Source organism: Lachnoclostridium edouardi, assembly GCF_900240245.1.
Taxonomy (GTDB): domain Bacteria; phylum Bacillota; class Clostridia; order Lachnospirales; family Lachnospiraceae; genus Lachnoclostridium_A; species Lachnoclostridium_A edouardi.
This window is the reverse complement of record NZ_OESQ01000001.1, coordinates 1,100,695-1,121,549: the sequence shown is the minus strand read 5'-3', so window position 1 is coordinate 1,121,549 and position 20,855 is coordinate 1,100,695. Positions and strand designations below refer to the sequence as shown.

Annotated in this window: 25 protein-coding genes; 22 read left to right on the top strand and 3 right to left on the bottom strand. The window is 42.2% G+C overall.

Annotation, left to right across the window (positions count from 1 at the left end; genetic code table 11):
- Positions 1–65 precede the first annotated feature (65 nt).
- Positions 66–773, bottom strand: a complete 708-nt coding sequence (locus tag C1A07_RS05225) for a Bax inhibitor-1/YccA family protein (RefSeq protein ID WP_101876172.1) — start codon at positions 771–773, stop codon at positions 66–68.
- A 208-nt stretch (positions 774–981) separates the two neighbouring features.
- Between C1A07_RS05225 and C1A07_RS05220 the strand changes: the two genes are divergently transcribed.
- The 4 genes from C1A07_RS05220 (at position 982) to C1A07_RS05205 (ending at position 4,462) form a co-directional block, all read left to right on the top strand.
- A complete protein-coding gene (locus C1A07_RS05220) occupies positions 982–1,320 on the top strand; it encodes a hypothetical protein (RefSeq protein WP_101876171.1) in 339 nt (112 codons plus the stop codon).
- 93 nt (positions 1,321–1,413) lie between these two features.
- Positions 1,414–2,454 carry an LCP family protein gene (locus tag C1A07_RS05215; RefSeq protein WP_101876170.1) on the top strand — a complete coding sequence of 347 codons (1,041 nt, stop codon included), beginning with the start codon at positions 1,414–1,416 and terminating at the stop codon, positions 2,452–2,454.
- A 14-nt stretch (positions 2,455–2,468) separates the two neighbouring features.
- Complete coding sequence (locus tag C1A07_RS05210) at positions 2,469–3,185, top strand: LytR/AlgR family response regulator transcription factor (RefSeq protein WP_101876169.1); 717 nt, start codon at positions 2,469–2,471, stop codon at positions 3,183–3,185.
- Positions 3,182–4,462 (top strand): sensor histidine kinase, encoded by a 1,281-nt coding sequence (locus tag C1A07_RS05205; RefSeq protein ID WP_101876168.1) that lies wholly within the window; start codon positions 3,182–3,184, stop codon positions 4,460–4,462. Before C1A07_RS05210 ends, C1A07_RS05205 begins: the two co-directional genes overlap by 4 nt.
- 83 nt (positions 4,463–4,545) lie before the next feature.
- Here the strand turns inward: C1A07_RS05205 and C1A07_RS05200 are convergent, their stop codons facing one another.
- Complete coding sequence (locus C1A07_RS05200; RefSeq protein ID WP_101876167.1) at positions 4,546–5,772, bottom strand: argininosuccinate synthase; 1,227 nt, start codon at positions 5,770–5,772, stop codon at positions 4,546–4,548.
- Positions 5,773–6,014: 242 nt separating this feature from the next.
- Between C1A07_RS05200 and argC the strand changes: the two genes are divergently transcribed.
- From argC to rlmH, 15 genes are all read left to right on the top strand, one after another.
- Positions 6,015–7,055: an N-acetyl-gamma-glutamyl-phosphate reductase gene (gene argC, locus C1A07_RS05195; protein ID WP_101876166.1), complete on the top strand. Its 1,041-nt coding sequence runs from the start codon at positions 6,015–6,017 to the stop codon at positions 7,053–7,055.
- Between the two features lie 20 nt (positions 7,056–7,075).
- Positions 7,076–7,540 carry a GNAT family N-acetyltransferase gene (locus C1A07_RS05190; RefSeq protein WP_101876165.1) on the top strand — a complete coding sequence of 155 codons (465 nt, stop codon included), beginning with the start codon at positions 7,076–7,078 and terminating at the stop codon, positions 7,538–7,540.
- Between the two features lie 20 nt (positions 7,541–7,560).
- Positions 7,561–8,784, top strand: coding sequence for a bifunctional glutamate N-acetyltransferase/amino-acid acetyltransferase ArgJ (gene argJ, locus C1A07_RS05185; protein ID WP_101876164.1), 1,224 nt, complete (start codon positions 7,561–7,563; stop codon positions 8,782–8,784).
- 39 nt (positions 8,785–8,823) lie between these two features.
- Entirely contained in the window at positions 8,824–9,720 is an 897-nt protein-coding gene (gene argB, locus C1A07_RS05180) for an acetylglutamate kinase (RefSeq protein ID WP_101876163.1), read from the top strand.
- Positions 9,710–10,933, top strand: a complete 1,224-nt coding sequence (locus C1A07_RS05175) for an aspartate aminotransferase family protein (protein ID WP_101876162.1) — start codon at positions 9,710–9,712, stop codon at positions 10,931–10,933. The genes argB and C1A07_RS05175 overlap by 11 nt, the downstream gene beginning before the upstream one ends.
- 96 nt (positions 10,934–11,029) lie before the next feature.
- The gene (locus C1A07_RS05170; RefSeq protein ID WP_101876161.1) at positions 11,030–11,677 is read left to right on the top strand and encodes a cyclodeaminase/cyclohydrolase family protein; all 648 of its coding nucleotides are present in this window, start codon (positions 11,030–11,032) and stop codon (positions 11,675–11,677) included.
- Positions 11,677–12,516 (top strand): bifunctional 5,10-methylenetetrahydrofolate dehydrogenase/5,10-methenyltetrahydrofolate cyclohydrolase, encoded by an 840-nt coding sequence (locus tag C1A07_RS05165; protein WP_101876160.1) that lies wholly within the window; start codon positions 11,677–11,679, stop codon positions 12,514–12,516. Before C1A07_RS05170 ends, C1A07_RS05165 begins: the two co-directional genes overlap by 1 nt.
- A gap of 195 nt (positions 12,517–12,711) precedes the next feature.
- On the top strand, positions 12,712–13,083 hold the full coding sequence (locus tag C1A07_RS05160; RefSeq protein WP_101876159.1) for a GntR family transcriptional regulator: 372 nt from the start codon (positions 12,712–12,714) through the stop codon (positions 13,081–13,083).
- Positions 13,080–13,880, top strand: coding sequence for an ABC transporter ATP-binding protein (locus C1A07_RS05155; protein WP_101876158.1), 801 nt, complete (start codon positions 13,080–13,082; stop codon positions 13,878–13,880). Before C1A07_RS05160 ends, C1A07_RS05155 begins: the two co-directional genes overlap by 4 nt.
- Positions 13,873–14,688 carry a hypothetical protein gene (locus C1A07_RS05150; RefSeq protein ID WP_101876157.1) on the top strand — a complete coding sequence of 272 codons (816 nt, stop codon included), beginning with the start codon at positions 13,873–13,875 and terminating at the stop codon, positions 14,686–14,688. Before C1A07_RS05155 ends, C1A07_RS05150 begins: the two co-directional genes overlap by 8 nt.
- A 164-nt stretch (positions 14,689–14,852) precedes the next feature.
- Positions 14,853–15,281: a DMT family transporter gene (locus C1A07_RS05145; RefSeq protein ID WP_101876156.1), complete on the top strand. Its 429-nt coding sequence runs from the start codon at positions 14,853–14,855 to the stop codon at positions 15,279–15,281.
- A 76-nt stretch (positions 15,282–15,357) separates the two neighbouring features.
- Positions 15,358–16,035 carry a helix-hairpin-helix domain-containing protein gene (locus C1A07_RS05140; RefSeq protein WP_101876155.1) on the top strand — a complete coding sequence of 226 codons (678 nt, stop codon included), beginning with the start codon at positions 15,358–15,360 and terminating at the stop codon, positions 16,033–16,035.
- Positions 16,036–16,050: 15 nt separating this feature from the next.
- Positions 16,051–16,749: a response regulator transcription factor gene (locus C1A07_RS05135; protein WP_101876154.1), complete on the top strand. Its 699-nt coding sequence runs from the start codon at positions 16,051–16,053 to the stop codon at positions 16,747–16,749.
- Positions 16,750–16,798: 49 nt separating this feature from the next.
- Positions 16,799–17,293, top strand: coding sequence for a GNAT family N-acetyltransferase (locus C1A07_RS05130; protein WP_101876153.1), 495 nt, complete (start codon positions 16,799–16,801; stop codon positions 17,291–17,293).
- The gene (gene rlmH / locus C1A07_RS05125) at positions 17,290–17,769 is read left to right on the top strand and encodes a 23S rRNA (pseudouridine(1915)-N(3))-methyltransferase RlmH (protein ID WP_101876152.1); all 480 of its coding nucleotides are present in this window, start codon (positions 17,290–17,292) and stop codon (positions 17,767–17,769) included. The genes C1A07_RS05130 and rlmH overlap by 4 nt, the downstream gene beginning before the upstream one ends.
- A 108-nt stretch (positions 17,770–17,877) precedes the next feature.
- Here rlmH and C1A07_RS16170 read toward each other — a convergent pair whose 3' ends face one another.
- Positions 17,878–18,021 carry a hypothetical protein gene (locus C1A07_RS16170; RefSeq protein WP_180952184.1) on the bottom strand — a complete coding sequence of 48 codons (144 nt, stop codon included), beginning with the start codon at positions 18,019–18,021 and terminating at the stop codon, positions 17,878–17,880.
- A 249-nt stretch (positions 18,022–18,270) separates the two neighbouring features.
- Between C1A07_RS16170 and C1A07_RS05120 the strand changes: the two genes are divergently transcribed.
- Genes C1A07_RS05120 through C1A07_RS05110 form a run of 3 tightly spaced genes read left to right on the top strand, consistent with a single transcriptional unit; the run spans position 18,271 to position 20,840 of the window.
- Positions 18,271–18,561, top strand: a complete 291-nt coding sequence (locus C1A07_RS05120; RefSeq protein WP_101876151.1) for a hypothetical protein — start codon at positions 18,271–18,273, stop codon at positions 18,559–18,561.
- 13 nt (positions 18,562–18,574) lie between these two features.
- Positions 18,575–19,624, top strand: a complete 1,050-nt coding sequence (rsmH, locus tag C1A07_RS05115) for a 16S rRNA (cytosine(1402)-N(4))-methyltransferase RsmH (RefSeq protein ID WP_101876150.1) — start codon at positions 18,575–18,577, stop codon at positions 19,622–19,624.
- A gap of 19 nt (positions 19,625–19,643) precedes the next feature.
- Entirely contained in the window at positions 19,644–20,840 is a 1,197-nt protein-coding gene (locus C1A07_RS05110; protein WP_101876149.1) for a CapA family protein, read from the top strand.
- Positions 20,841–20,855 lie beyond the last annotated feature (15 nt).

The window sequence follows — 20,855 nt, the reverse complement described above, 5'->3', positions numbered from 1 at the left end:
CGCCGATGCTGTAAGTTCACAGCGCCGGCGGCCTTTTTGCAATCAAGATTTTTTTTGTTAAGTATTTAGTTATTTTTCTTGCCTAAAAATCTAAGCAGATATAAGAACAGGTTAATAAAGTCTAAGTACAGCTGAAGCGCTGAGAAAATAGATGCCTTAGCCGCCATATCTGCTCTTCCGCTGTAATATGCGTGGTATGCGCGGATTTTCTGAGTGTCATAAGCTGTGAATACCAGGAACAGGAAAATGCCAAAGGTACACATAATAGTCTCAAACTGCCCTAAATCAATGAACATAGCTAACAGCCAGAACACTACAAGGAAAATAAGACCTGCTGTCATAAATGGGCGGAGCCTGCTGAAATCAGCATTTGTCGTGTAGCCTAAAACAGCCATAATTCCGAAAAACAGGGAGGTGGCTGCAAATACCCAAATGAGAACAGTAACCTGGTAAACTAAAAACAAAGAAGAAAATACAATACCGTTTAAAACAGCGTATGCAAAGAATAACGCTCTGGCGCCGCCTACGGAAAGCTTTTCGATTCTGGCGCTGAGATACACTACTACAGCCAGCTCTAAGCCTGCTAAAATCAGGTATGCATAAGGAATAGTGAACACCAGCATAAACGCGCCTGAAATGTATGTGGCAATGGAAATAATAAATGTGGTCAAAAGACCTGAAAACATCCAGCCAAAGGTTTTAGCAGTGTAGCGACCCAGGGACTCTGTCCCTAAACTGGCAGATTGATAATATTGTTGAGAATTAAAATCCATAGAATCTCCTCCTTAAAATGAAATAAACCACATTCAGTATATCATAGTTATTTGATAAAGTATATAAAATCTGATAATTTCATCAATTTTTATAGAATAAAAGTCCAGTTAATTTACAGAGAAAAGAGGAATGGAAATATGTTTGAATTTACTTGTATTTTAGAGTAAACTAAGAAAGAATATAAAGATTGTCCGCAGGAGGTAAATCATGGGAAATATACTGTTTTCAGGAATTGTTATAGGAATCATAGGAATTTTAATCATGGTTCCGGGAATGAATATATGGCTGAAGAAAAATATTAATTTAATACAAAAGGTTTTCCGGTCTCAGGTAAATCGTGAGGATGTAGAGGAATATACGCAGCAGATGGGAAAGGCGGTGGCCTTATGGGGACTAGGGGTTTTCTGCGCAGGTTTTTTCAGGATTTTATTTGCCATTTTTCAAAAGCAGGACTTAATTTATATGGGCTATTTAAGCCTGAGTATTGCAGTTGTGTTTGCAGTGGTAATGATTATCAGGGCAAGGAAACGCTACCATCATTTTTAAAGTCAGAAAACATGCCTTTCAGGGACAAAAGGATTTTTATGAGAGAACAGGCTGTATACTAAAGTCATCATTATTGAAAGGCAGGATAAACAGATGAAGAGAAATGAAAAATTGAAAAAAGCAGGACTTTTGTTTTTGTCCTTCTGCATGTTTTTAGTTTGTTCTGGTTTGCTGTATGTAACCAGAATGGCGGGGATGATACACATGTATACAGGCCCTGAAACTGAGGCTGCTATGATAAACACAAATTTAAATGAAGAAACAAGCAAAAAGCTGAAGGATTATTGGACTGTTGCTTTATTTGGCACAGACAGCAGAAGAGAAGATATGACAGATGACCCTGCAAACTCAGATACTATTATTTTGTGCACTATTGAAAGAGAAAGCGGGGAAGTACGATTAGTATCTGTGGCCAGAGACTTATATGTTATGGGCGGAAGCGGGGAGGCAGCGTTCCACAAAGTAACCCAGTCTTATTTTAAAGGCGGTCCTGTTCAAATGGTTTCTGACTTGAATCAGAATATGGATCTGCAGATTGACGACTTTATTGCCTGTAACTGGAAAGCAGTTGCGCAGACTATTAATATTTTAGGCGGTATTGATCTGGAAATAACAGATGAAGAATTTTACTATCTCAACAGTTTTATTACAGAAACTGTTAAAACTACGGGAATTGGCTCTAACCATTTAAAGAAAGGAGGGTGGAATCATCTGGACGGAGTTCAGGCAGTGGCCTACTGCAGGCTGCGTTTAATGGATAATGATTTAAAAAGAACAGAGCGTCAAAGGAAAGTGATTTCTTTGACTTTAGATAAAATGAAGGAGGCCGGCTGGCCGGCGATAAATCAGATTTTAGAGACAGTACTGCCTCAAATTGAGACGACTATCAGCCCGCAGCAGCTGGCGGATATGGGAAAAAAGGCAGACCATTTTAATATTGTAGAAAGTCAGGTATTTCCTTTCCAGTACCAGGAGGCCTTATTGGGGAAAAAGGGGAATGTTCTGGTTCCCAATACTCTGGAGAAAAATGTAGAAAAGCTGCACAGTATTCTGTATGAAGATACCAGCTATCAGTGCACTGATAAGGTGAGAAGAATCAGCAGAGGAATTTTAAGAAGCGCCGTGCACAACTAAGATGGAGGGGAGCTATGTACCGCATAGGAATCTGTGATGATCAGCCGGAGGTATTGGAGAAAATTAAAGCTCTTACAGAGGAAACCTGCAGAAAGCTTTTCCAGGCTTCTGAAATAACATTATATACTCACAGCTCTACTCTGTTTTACGACATAGAAGAGGGAAAGCAGTTTGACATGTTCCTTCTGGATATAGAAATGCCGGATATAAACGGCATGGAGTTGGCAGGGAGGATCAGAAAACTGCAGCCTGAGGCAATTATTATTTTTATTACAGCTCACACCAGATATGCAGTCAAATCCTTTGAGCTGTCTATTTTCCGGTATATTCCTAAGGAGGAGGCGGATATCTGCCTTCCCGCGGCCCTGGAGGACGGATTCCGCCTTTTAAAGCTGCAGCAGGACGTAAGCTATGTAATTGAAACAGCCAGAAAGGTGCAGAGAATTCCTTACAGAGATATTTTATATATCTGCAAGGAGCAGAAAAACTCTGTGTTTATTTTGAAAGAGGAAGAAATAAAGGTGAGAAAACCTTTAGGCCAGGTGGAAAAGGAACTGAAAGGCGATGATTTTCTTATGATTGAAAGAGGATATATTGTAAATCTGTATCATGTAATGAAAATGGACGGCAGCCAGTTAGTTCTGAGAAATGGAGAAAAACTGCCTGTGGGAGGCACCAGAATGCGGGAGGTAAAGGAAAAAATCAGCAGATTCTGGAGGAATAGCCTATGAACGGAATTTTTTACATCAGCGAGGCGGGAGCTGTTTTTTTAGAAAGCTTTTTGTGCTATTGTTTTATTAATTTATTTTCCAGGGAACCTGAGAAAAACAGAACCCTGGCGTTTCATTCAGCCCTTCTTACAGCTGTTCATCAGATTATGGGATATTGGGATGTGATGCCGGAAATACAAGCTTTATTCTTTGTATTTTATATTTGCGCTACTTCCGTAATTCTGTTTCAGACAGATATATTTTTCGCAGTTTCCTTAGTCAGTTTCTTTGTTATGTGTATTTACATCATTGATTTCTTTTCCATATCCTTAGTGGGGGTGGCCGGAAAAAACGGGAAAATTGCTTATATTATTTTAAACCAGCTGTCCTTATGGAGGCTGGGATATTTAGTAATGAATAAGGTTCTGCTGGCGGGCTTTTATCTGGGAATAAAACAGCTGGTGAAAACAGGAATGGCATACAGCTCCAAAAGCCTGTTTACTGTTACATTTTTCGGCTCCCTGGGAGTGGGATTTTTGTCCTGGCTGACAATTGAGGAGACCAACATGTACAGCCTGTTTGGCTGGACGCTTTGTCTGGTGCTGGTAATATTATTTTGCTTTTTTATGTCTCTTTACGCCAGGTACAGAAAAGAAACAGAAAGGCGGAGAGAACTGCAGATGAAGGAGGAGCTGATTCAAAGAGAATATAAAACCTTAATTGACCAAAATAAAGAAAAAGAGAAAATGGCCCATGATATGAAAAATCATTTAATGGTTTTGACCCAGCTGATCAGCCGGGGAGAAGGAGAAAAAGCTTTAGAATATTTAGGAAGTCTTAGAGAGCCGTTTTTAAAAATGGAGCCCTTAATCTGGACGGGAAATGATACTTTAGATATTATTTTAAATTATATTAGAACAAGAGCAGAGTCTATGGGCTGCTTTTGCCAGATTCAGGCAGATCCTGTGCCGGAGAATTTTATGAGCCAGGAAGCCATCTGCGCCGTATTTGGAAATTTAGGGGACAACGCCATAGAGGCATGTGAAAAAATGGAGCCGGGAGCCGGCTGGATTAAAATAAAAATCAGACGGGCCAATGAGATGCTTCAGGCTTCTGTGGAAAATTCTATAGGGGAGCAGCCGGAAAAAAGAGGAGAATTTCTGGCCAGCAAAAAGGAAGAGGGACATCTTCACGGAATCGGCATGGAAAGCGCCAGGAGAGCGGCAGAGCGGTATGGCGGGAAATTAGAATATGAATTTGACAAAGAAAAATTTGTTGTAACAGTAACCTGGTTTTAAAAAAAGAGCCTTCTGATATTTGCGCTTACAAAAAATGCACATAATAATCAGAAAGGCTCTTTTTATGTATTTCAATAGTTTTATTACTTTCCTGCTTTTTCTACTTCAGCCATTTTCATTGCCCGAACCTTTAATGGAAGTCCGAATAATGTAATAAAGCCGTCTGCATCGTGGTGGTCGTATAAATCTCCTGTAGTAAAGGAAGCTAAGGACTCGCTGTACAGAGAATATGGGGAGGTTGTTCCGGCTTTGATAATATTGCCCTTGTAAAGCTTAAATTTAACTTCGCCTGTGACATATTCCTGTGTAGACTCTACAAATGCCTGAACAGCTTCCCGGAGAGGAGTAAACCATTTTCCCTCGTAAACGATCTGAGACATTTTATTGCCCATATCTTTTTTCACTTCCATTGTAGCCCGGTCTAAAACTAATTCTTCTAACTGCTGGTGAGCTTCCATAAGAATGGTTCCACCTGGAGTCTCATATACGCCTCTGGACTTCATGCCTACTACCCGGTTCTCCACAATATCTACAATACCAATGCCGTGTTTGCCGCCTAATTCATTTAACTTGCGGATAATATCAGAAACCTTCATTTCCTGGCCGTTTACGCTTTTTGGAACACCTTTTTCAAATGTCATAGTCACGTACTCGCCTTCCTCAGGAGCTTTTTCAGGAGTAACGCCTAAAACCAGAAGGTGATCATAATTAGGCTCGTTTGCCGGATCTTCTAACTCTAAGCCTTCATGGCTGATGTGCCATAAGTTTCTGTCGCGGCTGTAGCTGCTGTCAGCGGAAAATGGAAGATCAATGCCGTGGTCTTTACAGTACTGGATTTCTTCTTCACGAGACTGCATTGTCCAAACATCTGTCATACGCCATGGAGCGATAATCTTTAAATCAGGGGCTAATGCCTTGATGCCTAACTCAAAACGGATCTGGTCGTTGCCCTTTCCGGTAGCGCCGTGGCAGATAGCAGTAGCGCCTTCTTTTCTGGCGATTTCTACAAGGCGTTTTGCAATAGCAGGGCGGGCCATAGATGTTCCCAGAAGATATTTATTTTCATATACAGCGTTTGCCTGAACACAAGGAACAATATAATTGTCGCAGAAGTCGTCTACTAAATCTTCAATATATAATTTAGAAGCGCCTGACAGTTTTGCTCTTTCCTCTAAGCCGTCCAGTTCATTTCCCTGGCCGCAGTCAATACAGCAGCATACAACGTCATAATCAAAATGCTCTTTTAACCATGGAATAATAGCAGTAGTGTCAAGTCCGCCGGAATAAGCTAAAATAACTTTCTCTTTCATAATAAATCTCCTCTCAAAATTTAAAATATTTATAAATGTAGCACTGTTAGCACTGTATGTAAGCAGTTCAGACAGCGAATTTCTGACTGCCTTGTTCAAACTTTCATAAATATACACTATTATGCAGAAAAAATCAATAGGAAAATAAATTTTTTAAAAATAAGTTGCATACTATGCACTGTAAGTGTATAATTATACCCATTGACACTAGGAATATACAATAAATGTAAGAGAGGATATATATGATGAAAGTAGGAATTATCGGTTCTACAGGATATGCAGGAGGAGAGCTGGCAAGGCTGCTTCTTCAGAGAGAGGACACAGAAATTATATGGTATGGTTCCAAAAGCTATGTGGGACAGAAATACGCTTCTATTTATCAAAATATGTTTCAGTTTGTAGAGGCTGAATGTAAGGAGGATAATATAGAAGAATTGGCAGAGCAGGCGGACGTTATTTTTATGGCTACGCCTCAGGGATTGTGCGCTTCCCTTGTAAATGAAAACATTTTATCTAAGGTAAAAATTATTGATTTAAGCGCTGATTTCCGCATAAAGGACGTAGGTGTTTATGAGCAGTGGTACAAAATCAAACATGCCAGCCCTCAGTTTATTGAGGAAGCTGTTTACGGGCTGCCGGAAATTAACAGGGAGGCAGTAAAAAAGGCCAGATTAATTGCCAATCCAGGCTGCTATCCTACATGTTCCTTCCTATCTATATACCCTTTGGCAAAGGAAGGGCTGATAGATATGAATACAATTATTATTGACGCAAAGTCAGGAACCTCAGGAGCAGGAAGAGGGGCAAAGGTGGACAATTTGTACTGCGAGGTAAATGAAAATATGAAGGCCTATGCAGTAGGCAGCCACAGACATACCCCTGAAATTGAAGAGCAGCTGTCAAAAGCAGCGGGAAAAGCGGCTGCAATCAGTTTTACTCCTCACCTTGTGCCTATGAACAGAGGTATTTTAGTTACTGCTTATGCTTCTTTGACAAAAACAGTTTCCTACGAGGAAGTGAAAGCAGTTTATGACAAATATTACAGCAAAGAATATTTTGTAAGGGTGCTGGATAAAGATATGGTTCCTCAGACCAGATTTGTGGAGGGCAGCAATTTTGCAGATGTGAATTTTAAAATTGATCCCCGCACCAACAGAATTATTATGATGGGAGCTATTGATAATGTAGTAAAGGGAGCGGCCGGCCAGGCAATTCAGAATATGAATCTGATGTTTGGCCTGCCGGAAAACACAGGACTGAAACAGATTCCTATGTTTCCATAATTAAAACGGAGGCAGACGCCATGGCAGGTACAATGGATATTTTAATCAGAGAAATGACAATACAGGATTACGGCGGCATATTGCGGCTGTGGAAGGAAATTAAAGGCTTTGGCATCCGGTCTGTAGATGATTCCAGAGAGGGAATTGAGCGTTTCTTAAAACGAAATCCAATGACCAGCGTGGTGGCGGTCCAAAACGGCAGAATTATAGGAGATGTGCTGTGCGGCCACGACGGGCGCCAGGGAAGTTTTTATCACGTGTGCGTTCATCCGGATTACAGGAAGCACGGAGTGGGCTCCAAAATGGTGCATTTTGCCATGAAGGCCTTAAAAAAAGAGGGAATCAGCAAAATCACATTAATCGCCTTTAAATCTAATGAGGTGGGAAATGTATTTTGGAAAGAAATAGGATGGACGGAAAGAGACGACGTGAATTATTATGAGGCTGTTTTAAATGAAGAAAACAGCACAGAATTTGTAGTGTGAAAGAAAGGCGGGAAAACAGTATGAATATTATAGAAGGCGGAGTAACGGCTGCCAGGTATTTTTTTGCAGCTTCCACAGCAGCAGGAATTAAATATAAAGACAGACAGGATATGGCTTTAATTTACAGCAGCAGCCCATGCGTCACTGCCGGCACATTTACAACAAACGTAGTAAAGGCAGCGCCGGTAAAATGGGATAAAAATCAAGTAACAAGCGGCGCTATGGCCCATGCAGTTGTTATAAACGCAGGCATCGCCAATGCCTGCACAGGGCAGGAGGGCATGGATTACTGCCGCCTTACATGCAAGGCGGCGGGGGAGGCCTTAAATATTCCGGAGGACAGCGTGCTGGTGGCCTCCACAGGCGTAATCGGTATGCAGCTGCCTATGGATAAAATTGCGGCCGGAGTTCAGGCTATGGCCCCCAATTTATCCCACACAAGGGAAAGCGGTTTGGCGGCGGCTAAGGCCATTATGACTACAGACACTGAGAAAAAGGAGGCTGCAGTTCAGTTTCAGGCAGGAGGAAAAACTGTAACTGTAGGAGGTATGTGCAAGGGCTCTGGAATGATTCATCCTAATATGTGTACCATGTTAAGTTTTGTCACAACAGATTTAAACATATCTAAGGAACTGCTTCAGGAGGCGTTAAGCCAGGATATTAAAGATACATACAACATGATTTCTGTAGACGGGGACACCTCTACCAACGATACTGTGCTTTTACTTGCCAACGGAGCTGCAGAGAATCCGTTAATTACTGAAAAGAATGAAGATTATCAGGCCTTTGTAAAAGCTTTAAATTATGTAAATGAAACTCTGGCTAAAAAAATGGCGGGAGACGGAGAAGGCTGTACAGCTCTTTTTGAGGTGAAAATTGTAGGAGCCAAAACAAAGGAACAGGCAGTGCAGCTGGCAAAATCTGTAATAACCTCCAATTTAACAAAGGCCGCGATTTTTGGCCACGACGCCAACTGGGGAAGAATTTTGTGCGCCATGGGATATTCAGGTGCCCAGTTTGATCCGGAAAAGGTAAATTTGTATTTTGAAAGCAAGGCAGGAAAACTGCAGATTATAGAAAACGGCGTAGCTCTTCCTTACAGCGAGGAGGAGGCCACTAAAATTCTGTCACAGCCGGAGGTAACGGCTATTGCTGATATTCAAATGGGAACAGCTAAGGCTACTGCATGGGGCTGCGATTTAACATTTGATTATGTAAAAATTAACGCAGACTACAGGTCCTAATGCATATTGCAGAAGGATATTATAAAAGGGAGGATAATTATGAATTTAGATCCAATGATTATGCATAAAGCAGAGGTGCTTATAGAAGCTTTGCCTTACATACAAAGATTCAACAGGAAAATTATTGTAGTGAAATACGGCGGAAGCGCTATGCTGGACGAGGAACTGAAAAAAAGAGTGATCCAGGACGTAGTGCTTTTAAAGCTGACAGGCTTTAAGCCGATTATTGTTCACGGAGGCGGAAAGGAAATCAGCAAGTGGATCAATAAGGTAGGCATGGAGCCTAAGTTTGTAAATGGTTTAAGAGTAACAGACAAAGCTACTATGGAAATTGCCGAGATGGTCCTTAATAAAGTAAATAAAAGCCTGGTGCAGATGGTAAATGAGCTGGGCATAAAGGCTGTGGGAATCAGCGGAAAAGACGGAATGCTGTTAAAGTGTGAGAGGAAATATTCTAAAGGGCAGGATATTGGATTTGTTGGAGATATTAAGGAGGTAGATCCTAAAATTATTTATGATTTGTTAGAAAAAGACTTTCTTCCTATTATCTGTCCAGTAGGCTGCGACGAGCACTTGACCAGCTATAATGTAAACGCAGACGATGCCGCCTGCGCCATTGCCGAGGCAATGAAAGCTGAAAAGCTGGCCTTTCTTACTGATGTAGAGGGAGTTTACAGGGATTTTGAAGATAAGGATTCTTTGATTTCTGAGCTGACAGTAGAGGAAGCAAAGGAATTTGTAGCTGAGGGAGGCATCGGCGGAGGTATGTTGCCAAAGCTGCAGAATTGTATTGATGCCATTATGAGCGGAGTTTCCAGAGTTCATATTCTGGACGGAAGGATTCCTCACTGCCTGCTTTTGGAAATTTTTACAAATAAAGGTATTGGAACAGCCATTATAAATTCCAGGGAGGAAAGATATTATCATGGAAAATAAGGAACAGTTAATAGAAAAGGCAGAACAGACATTTTATAAAACCTACAACCGTTTTCCTGTAGTGTTTCACCATGGAAAGGGAGTATATTTGTACGATAACGAGAACAGGGAGTACCTGGATTTTGGGGCCGGAATTGCAGTTATGGCCTTGGGATACGGGGATAAGGAATATACTCAGGCCTTAAAGGACCAGGCGGATCAGCTTCTCCATGTTTCTAATTTATTTTATAATCAGCCATCTATAGAGGCAGGAGAAAAGCTTCTCCGTGTTTCAGAAATGGACCGGGTATTTTTTACAAACAGCGGGACAGAGGCGATTGAGGGAGCCTTAAAAATTGCAATCCGATATGCTTACAATAAAACCGGAAATCACGATCATCAGATCATTGCCATGAAAAATTCTTTCCACGGCCGCAGCCTGGGAGCTTTATCTGTAACAGGAAACGACCATTACCAGGAGCCGTTTCGCCCTCTGCTGCCAGGAATTGTGTTTGCAGAATTTAACAATCTGGACAGTGTAAAAGCTTTAGTAAATAATAAAACCTGCGCCATATTAATGGAAACTGTACAGGGAGAAGGCGGGATTTATCCGGCAACAGAAGAATTTATAAAAGGCGTAAGAAAGCTGTGCGATGAAAACAACATGCTTTTAATTTTAGATGAAATTCAGTGCGGTATGGGACGGACAGGAGAAATGTTTGCCTGGCAGGGCTACGGCGTAAAACCAGATGTAATGACAGTTGCCAAGGCCCTTGGAAACGGAGTGCCTATCGGAGCTTTCCTGGCATGTGGGGAAGCGGCTAAGGCTATGGTTCCGGGAGACCACGGCACTACTTATGGAGGAAATCCTTTTGTGACAGCAGCAGCTTCTAAGGTGCTGGATATTTTTAAAGAAAGAAATATTACAAGTCATGTAAAAGAAGTGGGAGAATATCTCCACGAAAAATTAGGGGCTCTGGCAGAAAAATATCCTGCGGTGAAGGAGTGCCGGGGCAAGGGGTTGATTCAGGGCCTGGAATTAAATACAGCGGCAGGGCCGGTAGTGTCCAAGGCATTATTGGAGGAGAGGCTGGTGTTAATCAGCGCGGGTGCCAATGTCATTCGTTTTGTGCCCCCTCTTGTCATTGAAAAATCTCATGTGGATTTAATGATAGAAAGGCTGGAAAACATATTTGAGAAAATGTCTTTGTCCTCTGAAACAGATATGGTATAATATGTTAGGATATGATACCTGATTATGCAGGGCATAATATAAACACCTGCACATGGATGGTAAAATCAGCGCAGATTCTGTAAGGGAGAAGAAATTATGACAGAGACAATGAATATTGATAGATTTTTAGAAACCTTATCTTCAAAAGCTCCGGTGCCGGGAGGCGGCGGGGCTTCTGCTGTTGGAGGAGCCATTGGAAACGCCCTGGGGCAGATGGTGGCAAATCTGACTATTGGAAAGAAAAAATACGCGGAAAATGAGGAGGAGATCAGGGAGCTGTTAGCCAGGATGCAGGAGCTGCAGAAGGAGTTTATTAATCTGGCGGACAGAGACGCTCAGGCCTTTACTCCTTTGGCAGCCGCCTACAGCCTGCCTGCTACAAATGAAGTGGAAAAAACTTATAAAGAGCAGGTAATGGAAATGAATCTATTAGGCGCCAGCCTGGTTCCTGTCAGCTTAATGGAACGGTGTATGGAGATGCTGATGATTTTGGAAATTATGGGGGAAAAGGGCAGTGTGATGGCTGTCAGCGACGTGGGAGTAGGAGTTCAGTTTATCAGAGCTTCTCTTACTGGAGCTGCCATGAATGTATTTATTAATACAAAGTCTATGAAAAACAGACAAAAGGCAGAGGAACTGAACACATATGCCATGAAAATGATCAGCGCAGGCACAAAGAAGGCAGATGAAATATATGGAAAAATTTTAAACAGCCTTCAGGGGACAGAAAAGGAGAAGCAGTAATGATTGCCATGAAGGGAGCGGAGGTCTCCGCTAAAATCAAAGAAGAAATAGATAAAAAGCTAGAACAGCTGGAGGGATATATTCCTGTTTTGGCCATAGTCCGCGTAGGAGAAAACCCAGATGATATTTCTTACGAAAAAGGCGCTGTAAAGCGGATGGAAAAGCTGGGAATGAAGACAAAGGTGTTCGCATATCCGGCTGATATCAGCAATCAGGAATTTAAATCCAGATTTGCTGAAATTAATCAGGATGCTGAGGTGGACGGAATTTTGCTTCTGCGCCCCCTTCCAAAGCATATTTGCGAAAAAGATATAGAAAAAATAATTTCTCCGGACAAGGATTTGGACGGTATTTCCCCGGAAAATATTGCAAAAGTATTTGCAGGAGATGAGTCAGGCTTTGCCCCCTGCACCGCAGAGGCAGTGATCCACGTTTTAAAAGCCAATCATATAGATTTGACAGGAAAGAAAATGACTATCGTAGGCCGCAGCATGGTAGTGGGAAAGCCGCTGGCGATGCTGGCTTTAAAAGAAAACGCCACTGTTACCGTCTGCCATACAAGGACAAAAGATTTAAAAGAGACCTGCCAAAAAGGAGACATTCTGGTGGCTGCTGCAGGAAAAGCTAAAATGTTAGACGGAAGCTATGTAAAGCAAGACGGTATTGTAGTGGATGTGGGAATTAATGTAGATGAAGACGGAAAGCTTTGCGGAGATGTGGATTTTCAGTCCTTAGAGGGAATCGCTTCTATGGCCACCCCGGTGCCGGGAGGCGTGGGGGCGGTGACGACCTCAGTTCTGGCTATGCATTTAGCGGAGGCTGCCTGCAGAAGGCATTGATGGAAGGGGAAATCCTAAAATATATTAGAATATGTTCATAGTACGACCTATGTTATCAATTACAATAGTGAAATGATAACATTAGGTCGTTTTTTATTTACTAATAAACTCTTGACATTTCTTTATTTTCGCAGTATTATTGTATTAGATACTTAATACAATAATACTGTCATACAATAGTGAAGAGGTGAAAACATGGAATGGAAGATATTAGATGACAGACCTATATGGATACAGCTGTCTGAGCAGATAGCTGCCAGGATTGCGGCAGGTGTTTATGGAGTGGGCGAACGCCTTCCGTCAGTGAGAGAATTTGCAGCTGACGCCGGGGTAAATCCTAATACTATGCAGAGGGCTATGGCTGATTTAGAAAGTCAGGGGCTGGTAATAACCAACAGGACATCAGGAAGGTGTGTGACGCAGGATATGGACATTATTGAAAGAAAAAGGGAGGAGCTTGCCAGAGAGCAGGTGAATCAGTTTTTGGAAAAAATGAGAGGAATGGGATTTACAGCTAAGGAGATTCAGACAGTGCTAGAAAGCGCTTTAAAGGAGGTTGGAAGATGAGTCAGGAATTATTTGTCTGCAGCGGACTGGAGAAAAGATTCGGAAGACATACGGTTTTGCACAATGTAAATTTAAGTCTGGAAAAGGGAAAAATTATAGGCCTTTTAGGCCCTAATGGTTCTGGCAAGACAACGTTAATTAAGCTGGCCAACGGCCTGTTAAAGCCAGACGGAGGAAGTCTTACTATAGATGGCAGGGAGCCGGGGATATACACAAAATCAGTAGTGTCCTATCTGCCTGACAGGATGTATTTTGCAGATTGGATGAGGGTGGAGGATATGATCCGCATGTTTTCTGATTTTTACAGGGATTTCAGAGAGGACGCAGTGCGGGAAATGTTAGGCAGCCTGAATATTTCCGCAAAAGAAAAAATGAAAACCTTGTCTAAGGGTACAAAAGAGAAGGTTCAGCTGGCTCTTGTAATGAGCAGAAAGGCAAAACTGTATTTGCTGGACGAACCTATTGGAGGAGTGGACCCTGCAGCCAGAGAGTTTATTTTAAATACTATTTTGACTAACTATTCAGAGGACGCTTCTGTAATAATTTCCACGCACTTAATTTCTGATGTGGAAAAGGTTCTGGATGAAGCCGTATTTTTAAAGGACGGCCAGATCGTAAGACATGATACTATAGATAATATTCGCAATAAAGAAGGAAAGTCTGTGGACCGTTTATTCAGAGAAATTTTTGCAGTTCCTATGCCGGCGTACAGAGAAGGATACAGAGAATTGTCCGAAAGGGCTTATGAGGAGGATTGGGTGAAGGACGAGAAAGAAGGGGGCGAAAAAAATGTTTAGAAAGCTTTTAAAATATGAATGGACGGCTTTGATGAGAACTATGTTTCCTGTTTATGGGGCAGTATTAGTGATTTCCCTTTTAAACGGAATTTTTCTCAGCGGAAATCCTATTTTAGAAAGACTGCCTTTAGCCGGATATGCAAAAGTGATTATGATGCTGCTGTATATTGGAGGAATGATTGCCATGTGGGTATTTACGGCAGTGATGGTGATGCAACGGTTTTATAAGGGCCTTTTAAGGCAGGAGGGTTATTTGATGTTCACCCTTCCGGTGAAGGCATGGCAGCTGGTGCTGTCAAAAGCATTGGCAGCATTCTTTATGGCAGTGTGCGCCACAATAGCTGCAGTGCTGTCTGTTGGACTTTTAATAGGTCAAGACTTTTTTGTTACATTAGGACAGCTGCCGGGAGCTATTGGACAGCTGGTCAGCCAGGCTTTAGCCTACGACAAAGGCGCTTTTGCTCACATGTCAATATTTGCAGTGGAGATAGGAGCGCTTTGTATAGCAGCCACATTTGGAGGAATTTATCATCTGTATACGTCTATGGCTTTAGGCCACATGTCAGGCACTCATAAGATTGCTTTATCTGTAGTATGGTATGTGGTGATCAGCGCAATATCTAACTTTATCAGCGCATTGATGATGGGAAATATTAGTTTGCTGAATAAATTAATAGATCAAATAACAGTTTCTTATTTGCCTCTTCATCTGCTCGCTTTAATTCCTCTGGCAGTGGAACTTATAAAGCTGGCGGCATTTGCAGTGATCACAGATTACATTCTTAATAAAAAGCTGAACCTGGAGTAATAGAAGCAAAACGGTCGGGAGATTAAAAAAATGAGCCTGGCCGTTTTTTTCTGCATTTTTCCATGGGAAGAATATTTTTGGTGTAAATGCGAAAAATATGAATAAGTTTCAGATCCAAAATCAGAGGAATCTGCAATTTATAAATGAAAATGGAGGGAATGAAAATGTGGGGAATTATAGTGGCGCTATTGTCAGGAGCTTTAATGAGTCTGCAGGGAGTATTTAACACTGAGGTGACAAAACAGACTAGCGAGTGGGTGTCCGCCGGCTGGGTGCAGCTGACTGCATTTATTACCTGCGCCGTAATCTGGATGTTTACAGGAAGGCCCAGCGTAACGGGGCTGATGTCAGTAACCCCTAAATATATGCTGATCGGAGGCGTGTTAGGGGCGTTTATTACATTTACTGTAATTAAAAGTATGGGAAGCCTGGGACCGGCCAGAGCGGCTCTTTTAATTGTGGTGGCTCAGATTATTGTAGCTTATGGAATCGAGCTGTTTGGCTTATTTGGCGTGGAAAAAGCGGCTTTTGAGTGGAAGAAGGCAATAGGAGCAGCAGTAGCCATTGCAGGAATTATTATTTTTCGATATTGATTTATTATGATGTTTTATGTAAAATAGTAACAGCAGACTGAATGCGGTATTTCCCCTTTGTAAAAGGAGAAATATTATGAAAAAACAACAATGGAAAATGCTGTTGGCTGTAGTGTGCATGTTGGCTGCAGGCGCCTGTTACAGCTGCGGCGGCAATGAAGAAATTAGGCAAGACAGTGGTAGTGTTCTGGAGCTTCAAGGTGAAAAACTGGCTGAGGAGTCTGCTCAGAAGTCTGGAGAAACAGATGAAAATCTGCAGCAGAGGGAGACAGAGGCCTTAAACACAGAAGAAGAGAAACAGAACTGCCACTATGTACATATTTGTGGAGAAGTGGTTTTTCCAGGAGTTTACGAGGTGGAAGAGGGCAGCCGGGTATTCCAGGCAGTAGAGAAGGCGGGAGGATTTACGCCGGAGGCAGCGGAGGAATATTTAAACCTGGCTGAGCCTACTGCAGACGGAATGAAAATCATAGTTCCGTCTCTGGAGGAAGTAAGAGATTTGGAGCTTTATTCTTCCTCAGTACAGGAGCAGGCGAATAAGGCGCAGGGGGATTTGACTGTATCTGTAGTTAATTTAAATACAGCTACCAGGGAGCAGCTGATGACCCTGGCAGGAATCGGGGAATCCAGGGCGGAGGATATTATCAGATACAGGGAGGAAAAAGGAAAGTTTCGCAGTATAGAAGAAATTAAAAATATTCCTGGGATTAAGGATGCTGTATTTGAGAAAATTAAAGACAAAATAGGCGTATAAGGAGAAGTGAAATAGATGGCAAGAGCATTAGTGGTAGATGATGAGAAATTAATTGTAAAAGGGATTCGTTTTAGTCTGGAACAGGACGGAATGGAAGTAGACTGCGCCTATGACGGGGAAGAGGCGATTAATATGGCAAAGCAGAAGGAGTACGATATTGTGCTGCTGGACGTTATGCTGCCAAAATATGACGGCTATGAGGTGTGCCAGGCAATCAGGGAATTTTCAGAGATGCCTATTATTATGCTGACGGCTAAGGGCAATGACATGGACAAGATTCTGGGATTAGAGTACGGGGCAGATGATTATATTACCAAGCCCTTTAATATTCTGGAGGTGAAGGCCAGAATCAAGGCTATTTTAAGGCGCAATTCCAGAAGGTCTGCAGGAGGCGGAAAACAAAAGGAAAAGGTAGTGACGGCAGGAGACTTAAAGCTGGATTTAGAGGGCAGAAGAGTATTTATCAGCGATAGAGAAATCAAGCTGACAGCCAAGGAGTTTGATTTGCTGGAGCTGCTTGTGTGCAATCCGAATAAGGTGTACAGCAGGGAAGCTCTTTTAACTTTTGTGTGGGGAAATAAAGCCATGGATTCAGGAGACGTGCGGACTGTGGACGTCCATGTAAGGCGTTTAAGAGAGAAAATTGAGCCAAGCCCCAGCGACCCTAAATATGTTCACACAAAATGGGGCGTAGGATACTATTTCAGAGGCTAGAGGATTTTAGCGGCTAGAAGATTTTAGCGGTTAGAGGGAGAGAAAATAATTGGAGTACATAATCAGAACAGTAAGGCCTGAGGATTTAGAGGCAGTGGCTAAGGTGGAAAATATATGTTTTCCGGCTGCGGAGGCGGCGGAGAGAGAGGTAATAAAACAGAGAATACAGACCTTTCCAGACAGCTTTTTTGTGGCTGAGAAAGACGGAATAATCATAGGTTTTATTAACGGGGCTGTCAGCGACAGAAAAACAATCTGCGATGAAATGTTTCACCAAACATCATTTCACCAGCCAAAGGGAGCATATCAAAGTATTTTTGGACTGGACGTGATCCCGGAATTTCAGAGGCAGGGAGTGGCCGCGGCTTTGATGAGACATATGATCAGAGAATCAGAGAAGGCCGGCAGAAAGGGCCTGATTCTCACCTGTAAGGACAAGTTGCTTTCCTATTACAGTAAATTTGGATATAAGAATCTGGGAGTATCAGCATCTGTCCACGGGGGAGCTGTGTGGTATGATATGATTCTGGAGTTTGACAGATGAAAATTACACTTGTTACAGTAGGAAAAATAAAGGAAAAGTATTTACAGCAGGCGATATCTGAATATGAAAAGCGGCTAAGCAGATACTGCAAGCTGGAGATTATTCAGGTGGCGGACGAGAAAACTCCCGAGGGGGCTTCAGCGGCCTTGGAAGAGCAGATCAAAGAGAAGGAAGGGGAGCGGATTCTGGCCCAGATTAAGGAGGGCGCATATGTAGCCGCCTTAGCTATTGAGGGAGAGATGCTGGATTCTGTAGAGCTTTCCGAGAAAATAGATAAACTGGGAGTGTCAGGAGTAAGCCAGATTGTGTTTGTAATTGGAGGGTCTTTAGGCTTATCTCAAAAGGTATTAAAAAGGGCGGATTATAAGCTTAGCTTTTCTAAAATGACATTTCCTCATCAGCTGATGAGAGTGATTTTACTGGAACAGATTTATAGAAGCTATAGAATTATTCACGGCTGTCCTTATCACAAATAAAAGGAGGGGCTGCTGCAAATAGCCGGCGGTATGAAAAAGCCAGCATATATTGCAGCAGCCCCTTTACTGATTTATCCAGGCTGTCAGCCTAAACACTGATTCTAATAATTAATTAACAAGAGCAATGTTGAACTTAGCCTTGCGGTAGAATTTCCAAATAATAATTGCAGGTATACCAAAAAATAATACAAGAGTTGAAAGACCGCCTAACACTGCATATACAATCATAATTAAAATTATTGCTAAATTCATTTTTCCATCCCTCCTTTTTCCACACATCATATTACTTGTTTTTTTGAAATAGTGGAAGAGGTTTTAACGGTTCTTAACGATATTGATACAACTTATTAACACTTTATTAACGGGAGGGCTAATTTGTCTATACATGCCATATTCATATGTAAAAGTATATTGACAAAAGTATGCGGTGTGAATAATACTATGATTTAGTAAGAAGAGAAAAAATCCTGGAAAAAAATTAGTGAGAAAGGAAAGGCCTATATGACAATACCGGAAATGTTAGATGAGCTGCTGAGAAAGGCAGAGCAGGATATGGAATTGAAAAAACAGTTTTTAGAAACAAAAAAACAGGAGAATCCCCTTTCTGCGTTTTGTGGAAAATGCAGAGAACTAGGATACCCTATATATGAAATGGAGTTAATTGGGGCAGGGGAGGAATTTTATGCTGCAATGAAAAGAAGCACCAACGGCGGCGGTGAAAATTCACCGGTTTTAGAAGGAGAGGATGATTTTTACAGCGCATTTTTTGTAAGCCTGGAAAGATCACTATAAAATGGAGGGGAAAATGGAAAATCAGGAGCCAAAGCACAAAAGAAGGGTAAGGTATAAAGGCACTCATCCCAGAAGCTACAAGGAGAAATATAAAGAGCTGCAGCCGGAAAAATATAGGGACACTGTAGAAAAGGTAATAAAAAAAGGAAGCACGCCGGCAGGAATGCATATTTCCATTTGTGTAAAGGAGATACTGGATTTTCTTCAAATACAGCCGGGACAAAAAGGGCTGGACGCTACTTTAGGATATGGTGGCCACACTTTGGAGATGTTAAAATGCCTGCAGGGAAAAGGCCACATATACGGGCTGGACGTAGATCCTATTGAGTCGGAAAAAACCAGACAGCGTTTGGAAAAAGCAGGATTTGGGCCGGATATGGTTACTGTAAAGCTTCTGAATTTTGCCTATATTGATCAGGTGGCGAAAGAGGCGGGCCCCTTTGATTTTATATTAGCTGATTTGGGAGTATCTTCTATGCAGATTGACAACCCGGACAGAGGCTTTTCTTATAAATTTGAAGGCCCCCTGGATCTGCGGCTGAACCCGGAGCAGGGGATTTCTGCGGCAGAGCGTTTAAGGACAATCAGCCAGGAGGAACTGCAGGGGATGCTGGAGGAAAACTCAGATGAACCTTATGCTCAGGAAATATCAAAGGTAATTGCAGATAAAATCAGAAAAGGGCAGGAGATTCAGACGACTACTCAGCTAAAGCAGGCCATAGAAGAGGCCTTGCATTTTATTCCGGAGGCGGAACGAAAGGAAACAGTGAAAAAAACTTGTCAGAGGACATTTCAGGCTTTGCGAATTGATATTAATAATGAATTTGAAGTTTTATATCAGTTTATGGAAAAACTGCCCTATGCCTTGAAAGAGGGAGGACGGGCAGCTATTTTAACCTTCCATTCCGGGGAAGACAGACTGGTGAAAAAGTCTATGAAACAATATTTGAAAGAAGGAGTTTACAGCAGTATTAGTACAGAAGTAATTCGTCCGTCAGCTGAGGAGTGCGCCAGAAACAGCCGGGCCCGTTCCACCAAAATGAGATGGGCCGTTAAGGCCTGAGATATTTAAAGGAGCTTACATGAGCAGAACACGAATTGTTTTTTTCCTGGCTGCAGCAATTTTTCTATGCGGCTGCAGTAATTTAGGATTTTACGGAGGAAGGCTGGATAAATATACAGGTGAGGCATATGTAAAAGCATATACAGAAACCCCGGCAGAAAAGTCTGTAAAGGAGACCAGGGAGCAAGGTGAAGGGCAATTTAAGGAGCAGCAGGCGCAGACGGAAAGTCTGGAGGAAAGCCAGGCTGCAACTGAAGCTGTCTTGGAAAATACAAACCAGGCAGTGCTTTTGTTTGCCGGAGATGTGCTGCTGTCCGACCACGTTTTAAACGCCTATAATAAGGGCGGAGGTATTTCCGGGGTGTTAGATCACGGATACAGAGAAGAAATAGAGCAGGCAGATTACTTTATAGCAAATCAGGAGTTTCCTTTCAGCAACAGAGGGCAGGCTGCAGAAGACAAACAATACACCTTTCGTCTGCCAGAAGAAAAGGTTTCTATATTAAATGAAATGAATATTGACCTGGTAACGTTGGCTAATAACCACGCGTTAGACTTTGGAACAGACGCTTTGTTAGACACCTGCAGGGTGTTAGACCAGGCAGGGATTAAGCACGTAGGAGCCGGCGCAAATTTAGAGGAGGCGAAAAAGCCGGAGATTACAGATATTACTGGAATAAAAATTGGCTTTATAGGCGCTTCCAGAAAAATTCCCGTGCCAGAGTGGGCGGCAGGCAAAAACAGCCCTGGTATGCTGGTGTCTTATGATCCTGCTCAGCTGACAGCTTTAATAGAGGAGACAAAGCCCCAGTGCCATATTCTTGTTGTGTATATTCACTGGGGAGAGGAGCGGGAAGAAATGCCGGAGGAATACCAAAAAACATTAGGCAGACAGTGTATTGACGCAGGGGCGGATATAGTAATAGGAAGCCATCCCCATGTGCTGCAGGGCATAGAATATTATCAGGGAAAACCTATTGTATACAGTCTGGGAAATTTTGTGTTTGGCAGCAGTATTCCAAAAACAATGCTGTTAAAAGTAAAAATAGAAGATGATCAGACCCGGCTGTCTTTAATACCGGGAACATCATCCGCCGGATATACCAGGAAGCTGGAGGATGAAACGGCTGTAAAAGAGTTTTATGACTATATAGAAACAATCTCTTTTGGTATTACAGTTGATGAAGATGGCAGGGTAAATGAGGGAAAAGAATAGAATTTTTGCGTTTAC

Excerpts from the sequence above, each read along its gene's own strand:
- C1A07_RS05155 (WP_101876158.1), top strand. The coding sequence starts at position 13,080 with ATGAGTCAGGAATTATTTGTCTGCAGCGGACTGGAGAAAAGATTCGGA.
- C1A07_RS05205 (WP_101876168.1), top strand. The coding sequence starts at position 3,182 with ATGAACGGAATTTTTTACATCAGCGAGGCGGGAGCTGTTTTTTTAGAA.
- rlmH (WP_101876152.1), top strand. The coding sequence starts at position 17,290 with ATGAAAATTACACTTGTTACAGTAGGAAAAATAAAGGAAAAGTATTTA.
- C1A07_RS05110 (WP_101876149.1), top strand. The coding sequence starts at position 19,644 with ATGAGCAGAACACGAATTGTTTTTTTCCTGGCTGCAGCAATTTTTCTA.
- C1A07_RS05210 (WP_101876169.1), top strand. The coding sequence starts at position 2,469 with ATGTACCGCATAGGAATCTGTGATGATCAGCCGGAGGTATTGGAGAAA.
- C1A07_RS05190 (WP_101876165.1), top strand. The coding sequence starts at position 7,076 with ATGGCAGGTACAATGGATATTTTAATCAGAGAAATGACAATACAGGAT.
- C1A07_RS16170 (WP_180952184.1), bottom strand. The coding sequence starts at position 18,021 with ATGAATTTAGCAATAATTTTAATTATGATTGTATATGCAGTGTTAGGC.
- C1A07_RS05220 (WP_101876171.1), top strand. The coding sequence starts at position 982 with ATGGGAAATATACTGTTTTCAGGAATTGTTATAGGAATCATAGGAATT.
- C1A07_RS05225 (WP_101876172.1), bottom strand. The coding sequence starts at position 773 with ATGGATTTTAATTCTCAACAATATTATCAATCTGCCAGTTTAGGGACA.
- C1A07_RS05150 (WP_101876157.1), top strand. The coding sequence starts at position 13,873 with ATGTTTAGAAAGCTTTTAAAATATGAATGGACGGCTTTGATGAGAACT.
- C1A07_RS05160 (WP_101876159.1), top strand. The coding sequence starts at position 12,712 with ATGGAATGGAAGATATTAGATGACAGACCTATATGGATACAGCTGTCT.
- C1A07_RS05140 (WP_101876155.1), top strand. The coding sequence starts at position 15,358 with ATGAAAAAACAACAATGGAAAATGCTGTTGGCTGTAGTGTGCATGTTG.
- argC (WP_101876166.1), top strand. The coding sequence starts at position 6,015 with ATGATGAAAGTAGGAATTATCGGTTCTACAGGATATGCAGGAGGAGAG.
- argB (WP_101876163.1), top strand. The coding sequence starts at position 8,824 with ATGAATTTAGATCCAATGATTATGCATAAAGCAGAGGTGCTTATAGAA.
- C1A07_RS05175 (WP_101876162.1), top strand. The coding sequence starts at position 9,710 with ATGGAAAATAAGGAACAGTTAATAGAAAAGGCAGAACAGACATTTTAT.
- C1A07_RS05120 (WP_101876151.1), top strand. The coding sequence starts at position 18,271 with ATGACAATACCGGAAATGTTAGATGAGCTGCTGAGAAAGGCAGAGCAG.
- argJ (WP_101876164.1), top strand. The coding sequence starts at position 7,561 with ATGAATATTATAGAAGGCGGAGTAACGGCTGCCAGGTATTTTTTTGCA.
- C1A07_RS05135 (WP_101876154.1), top strand. The coding sequence starts at position 16,051 with ATGGCAAGAGCATTAGTGGTAGATGATGAGAAATTAATTGTAAAAGGG.
- C1A07_RS05165 (WP_101876160.1), top strand. The coding sequence starts at position 11,677 with ATGATTGCCATGAAGGGAGCGGAGGTCTCCGCTAAAATCAAAGAAGAA.
- C1A07_RS05200 (WP_101876167.1), bottom strand. The coding sequence starts at position 5,772 with ATGAAAGAGAAAGTTATTTTAGCTTATTCCGGCGGACTTGACACTACT.
- C1A07_RS05215 (WP_101876170.1), top strand. The coding sequence starts at position 1,414 with ATGAAGAGAAATGAAAAATTGAAAAAAGCAGGACTTTTGTTTTTGTCC.
- C1A07_RS05145 (WP_101876156.1), top strand. The coding sequence starts at position 14,853 with ATGTGGGGAATTATAGTGGCGCTATTGTCAGGAGCTTTAATGAGTCTG.
- rsmH (WP_101876150.1), top strand. The coding sequence starts at position 18,575 with ATGGAAAATCAGGAGCCAAAGCACAAAAGAAGGGTAAGGTATAAAGGC.
- C1A07_RS05170 (WP_101876161.1), top strand. The coding sequence starts at position 11,030 with ATGACAGAGACAATGAATATTGATAGATTTTTAGAAACCTTATCTTCA.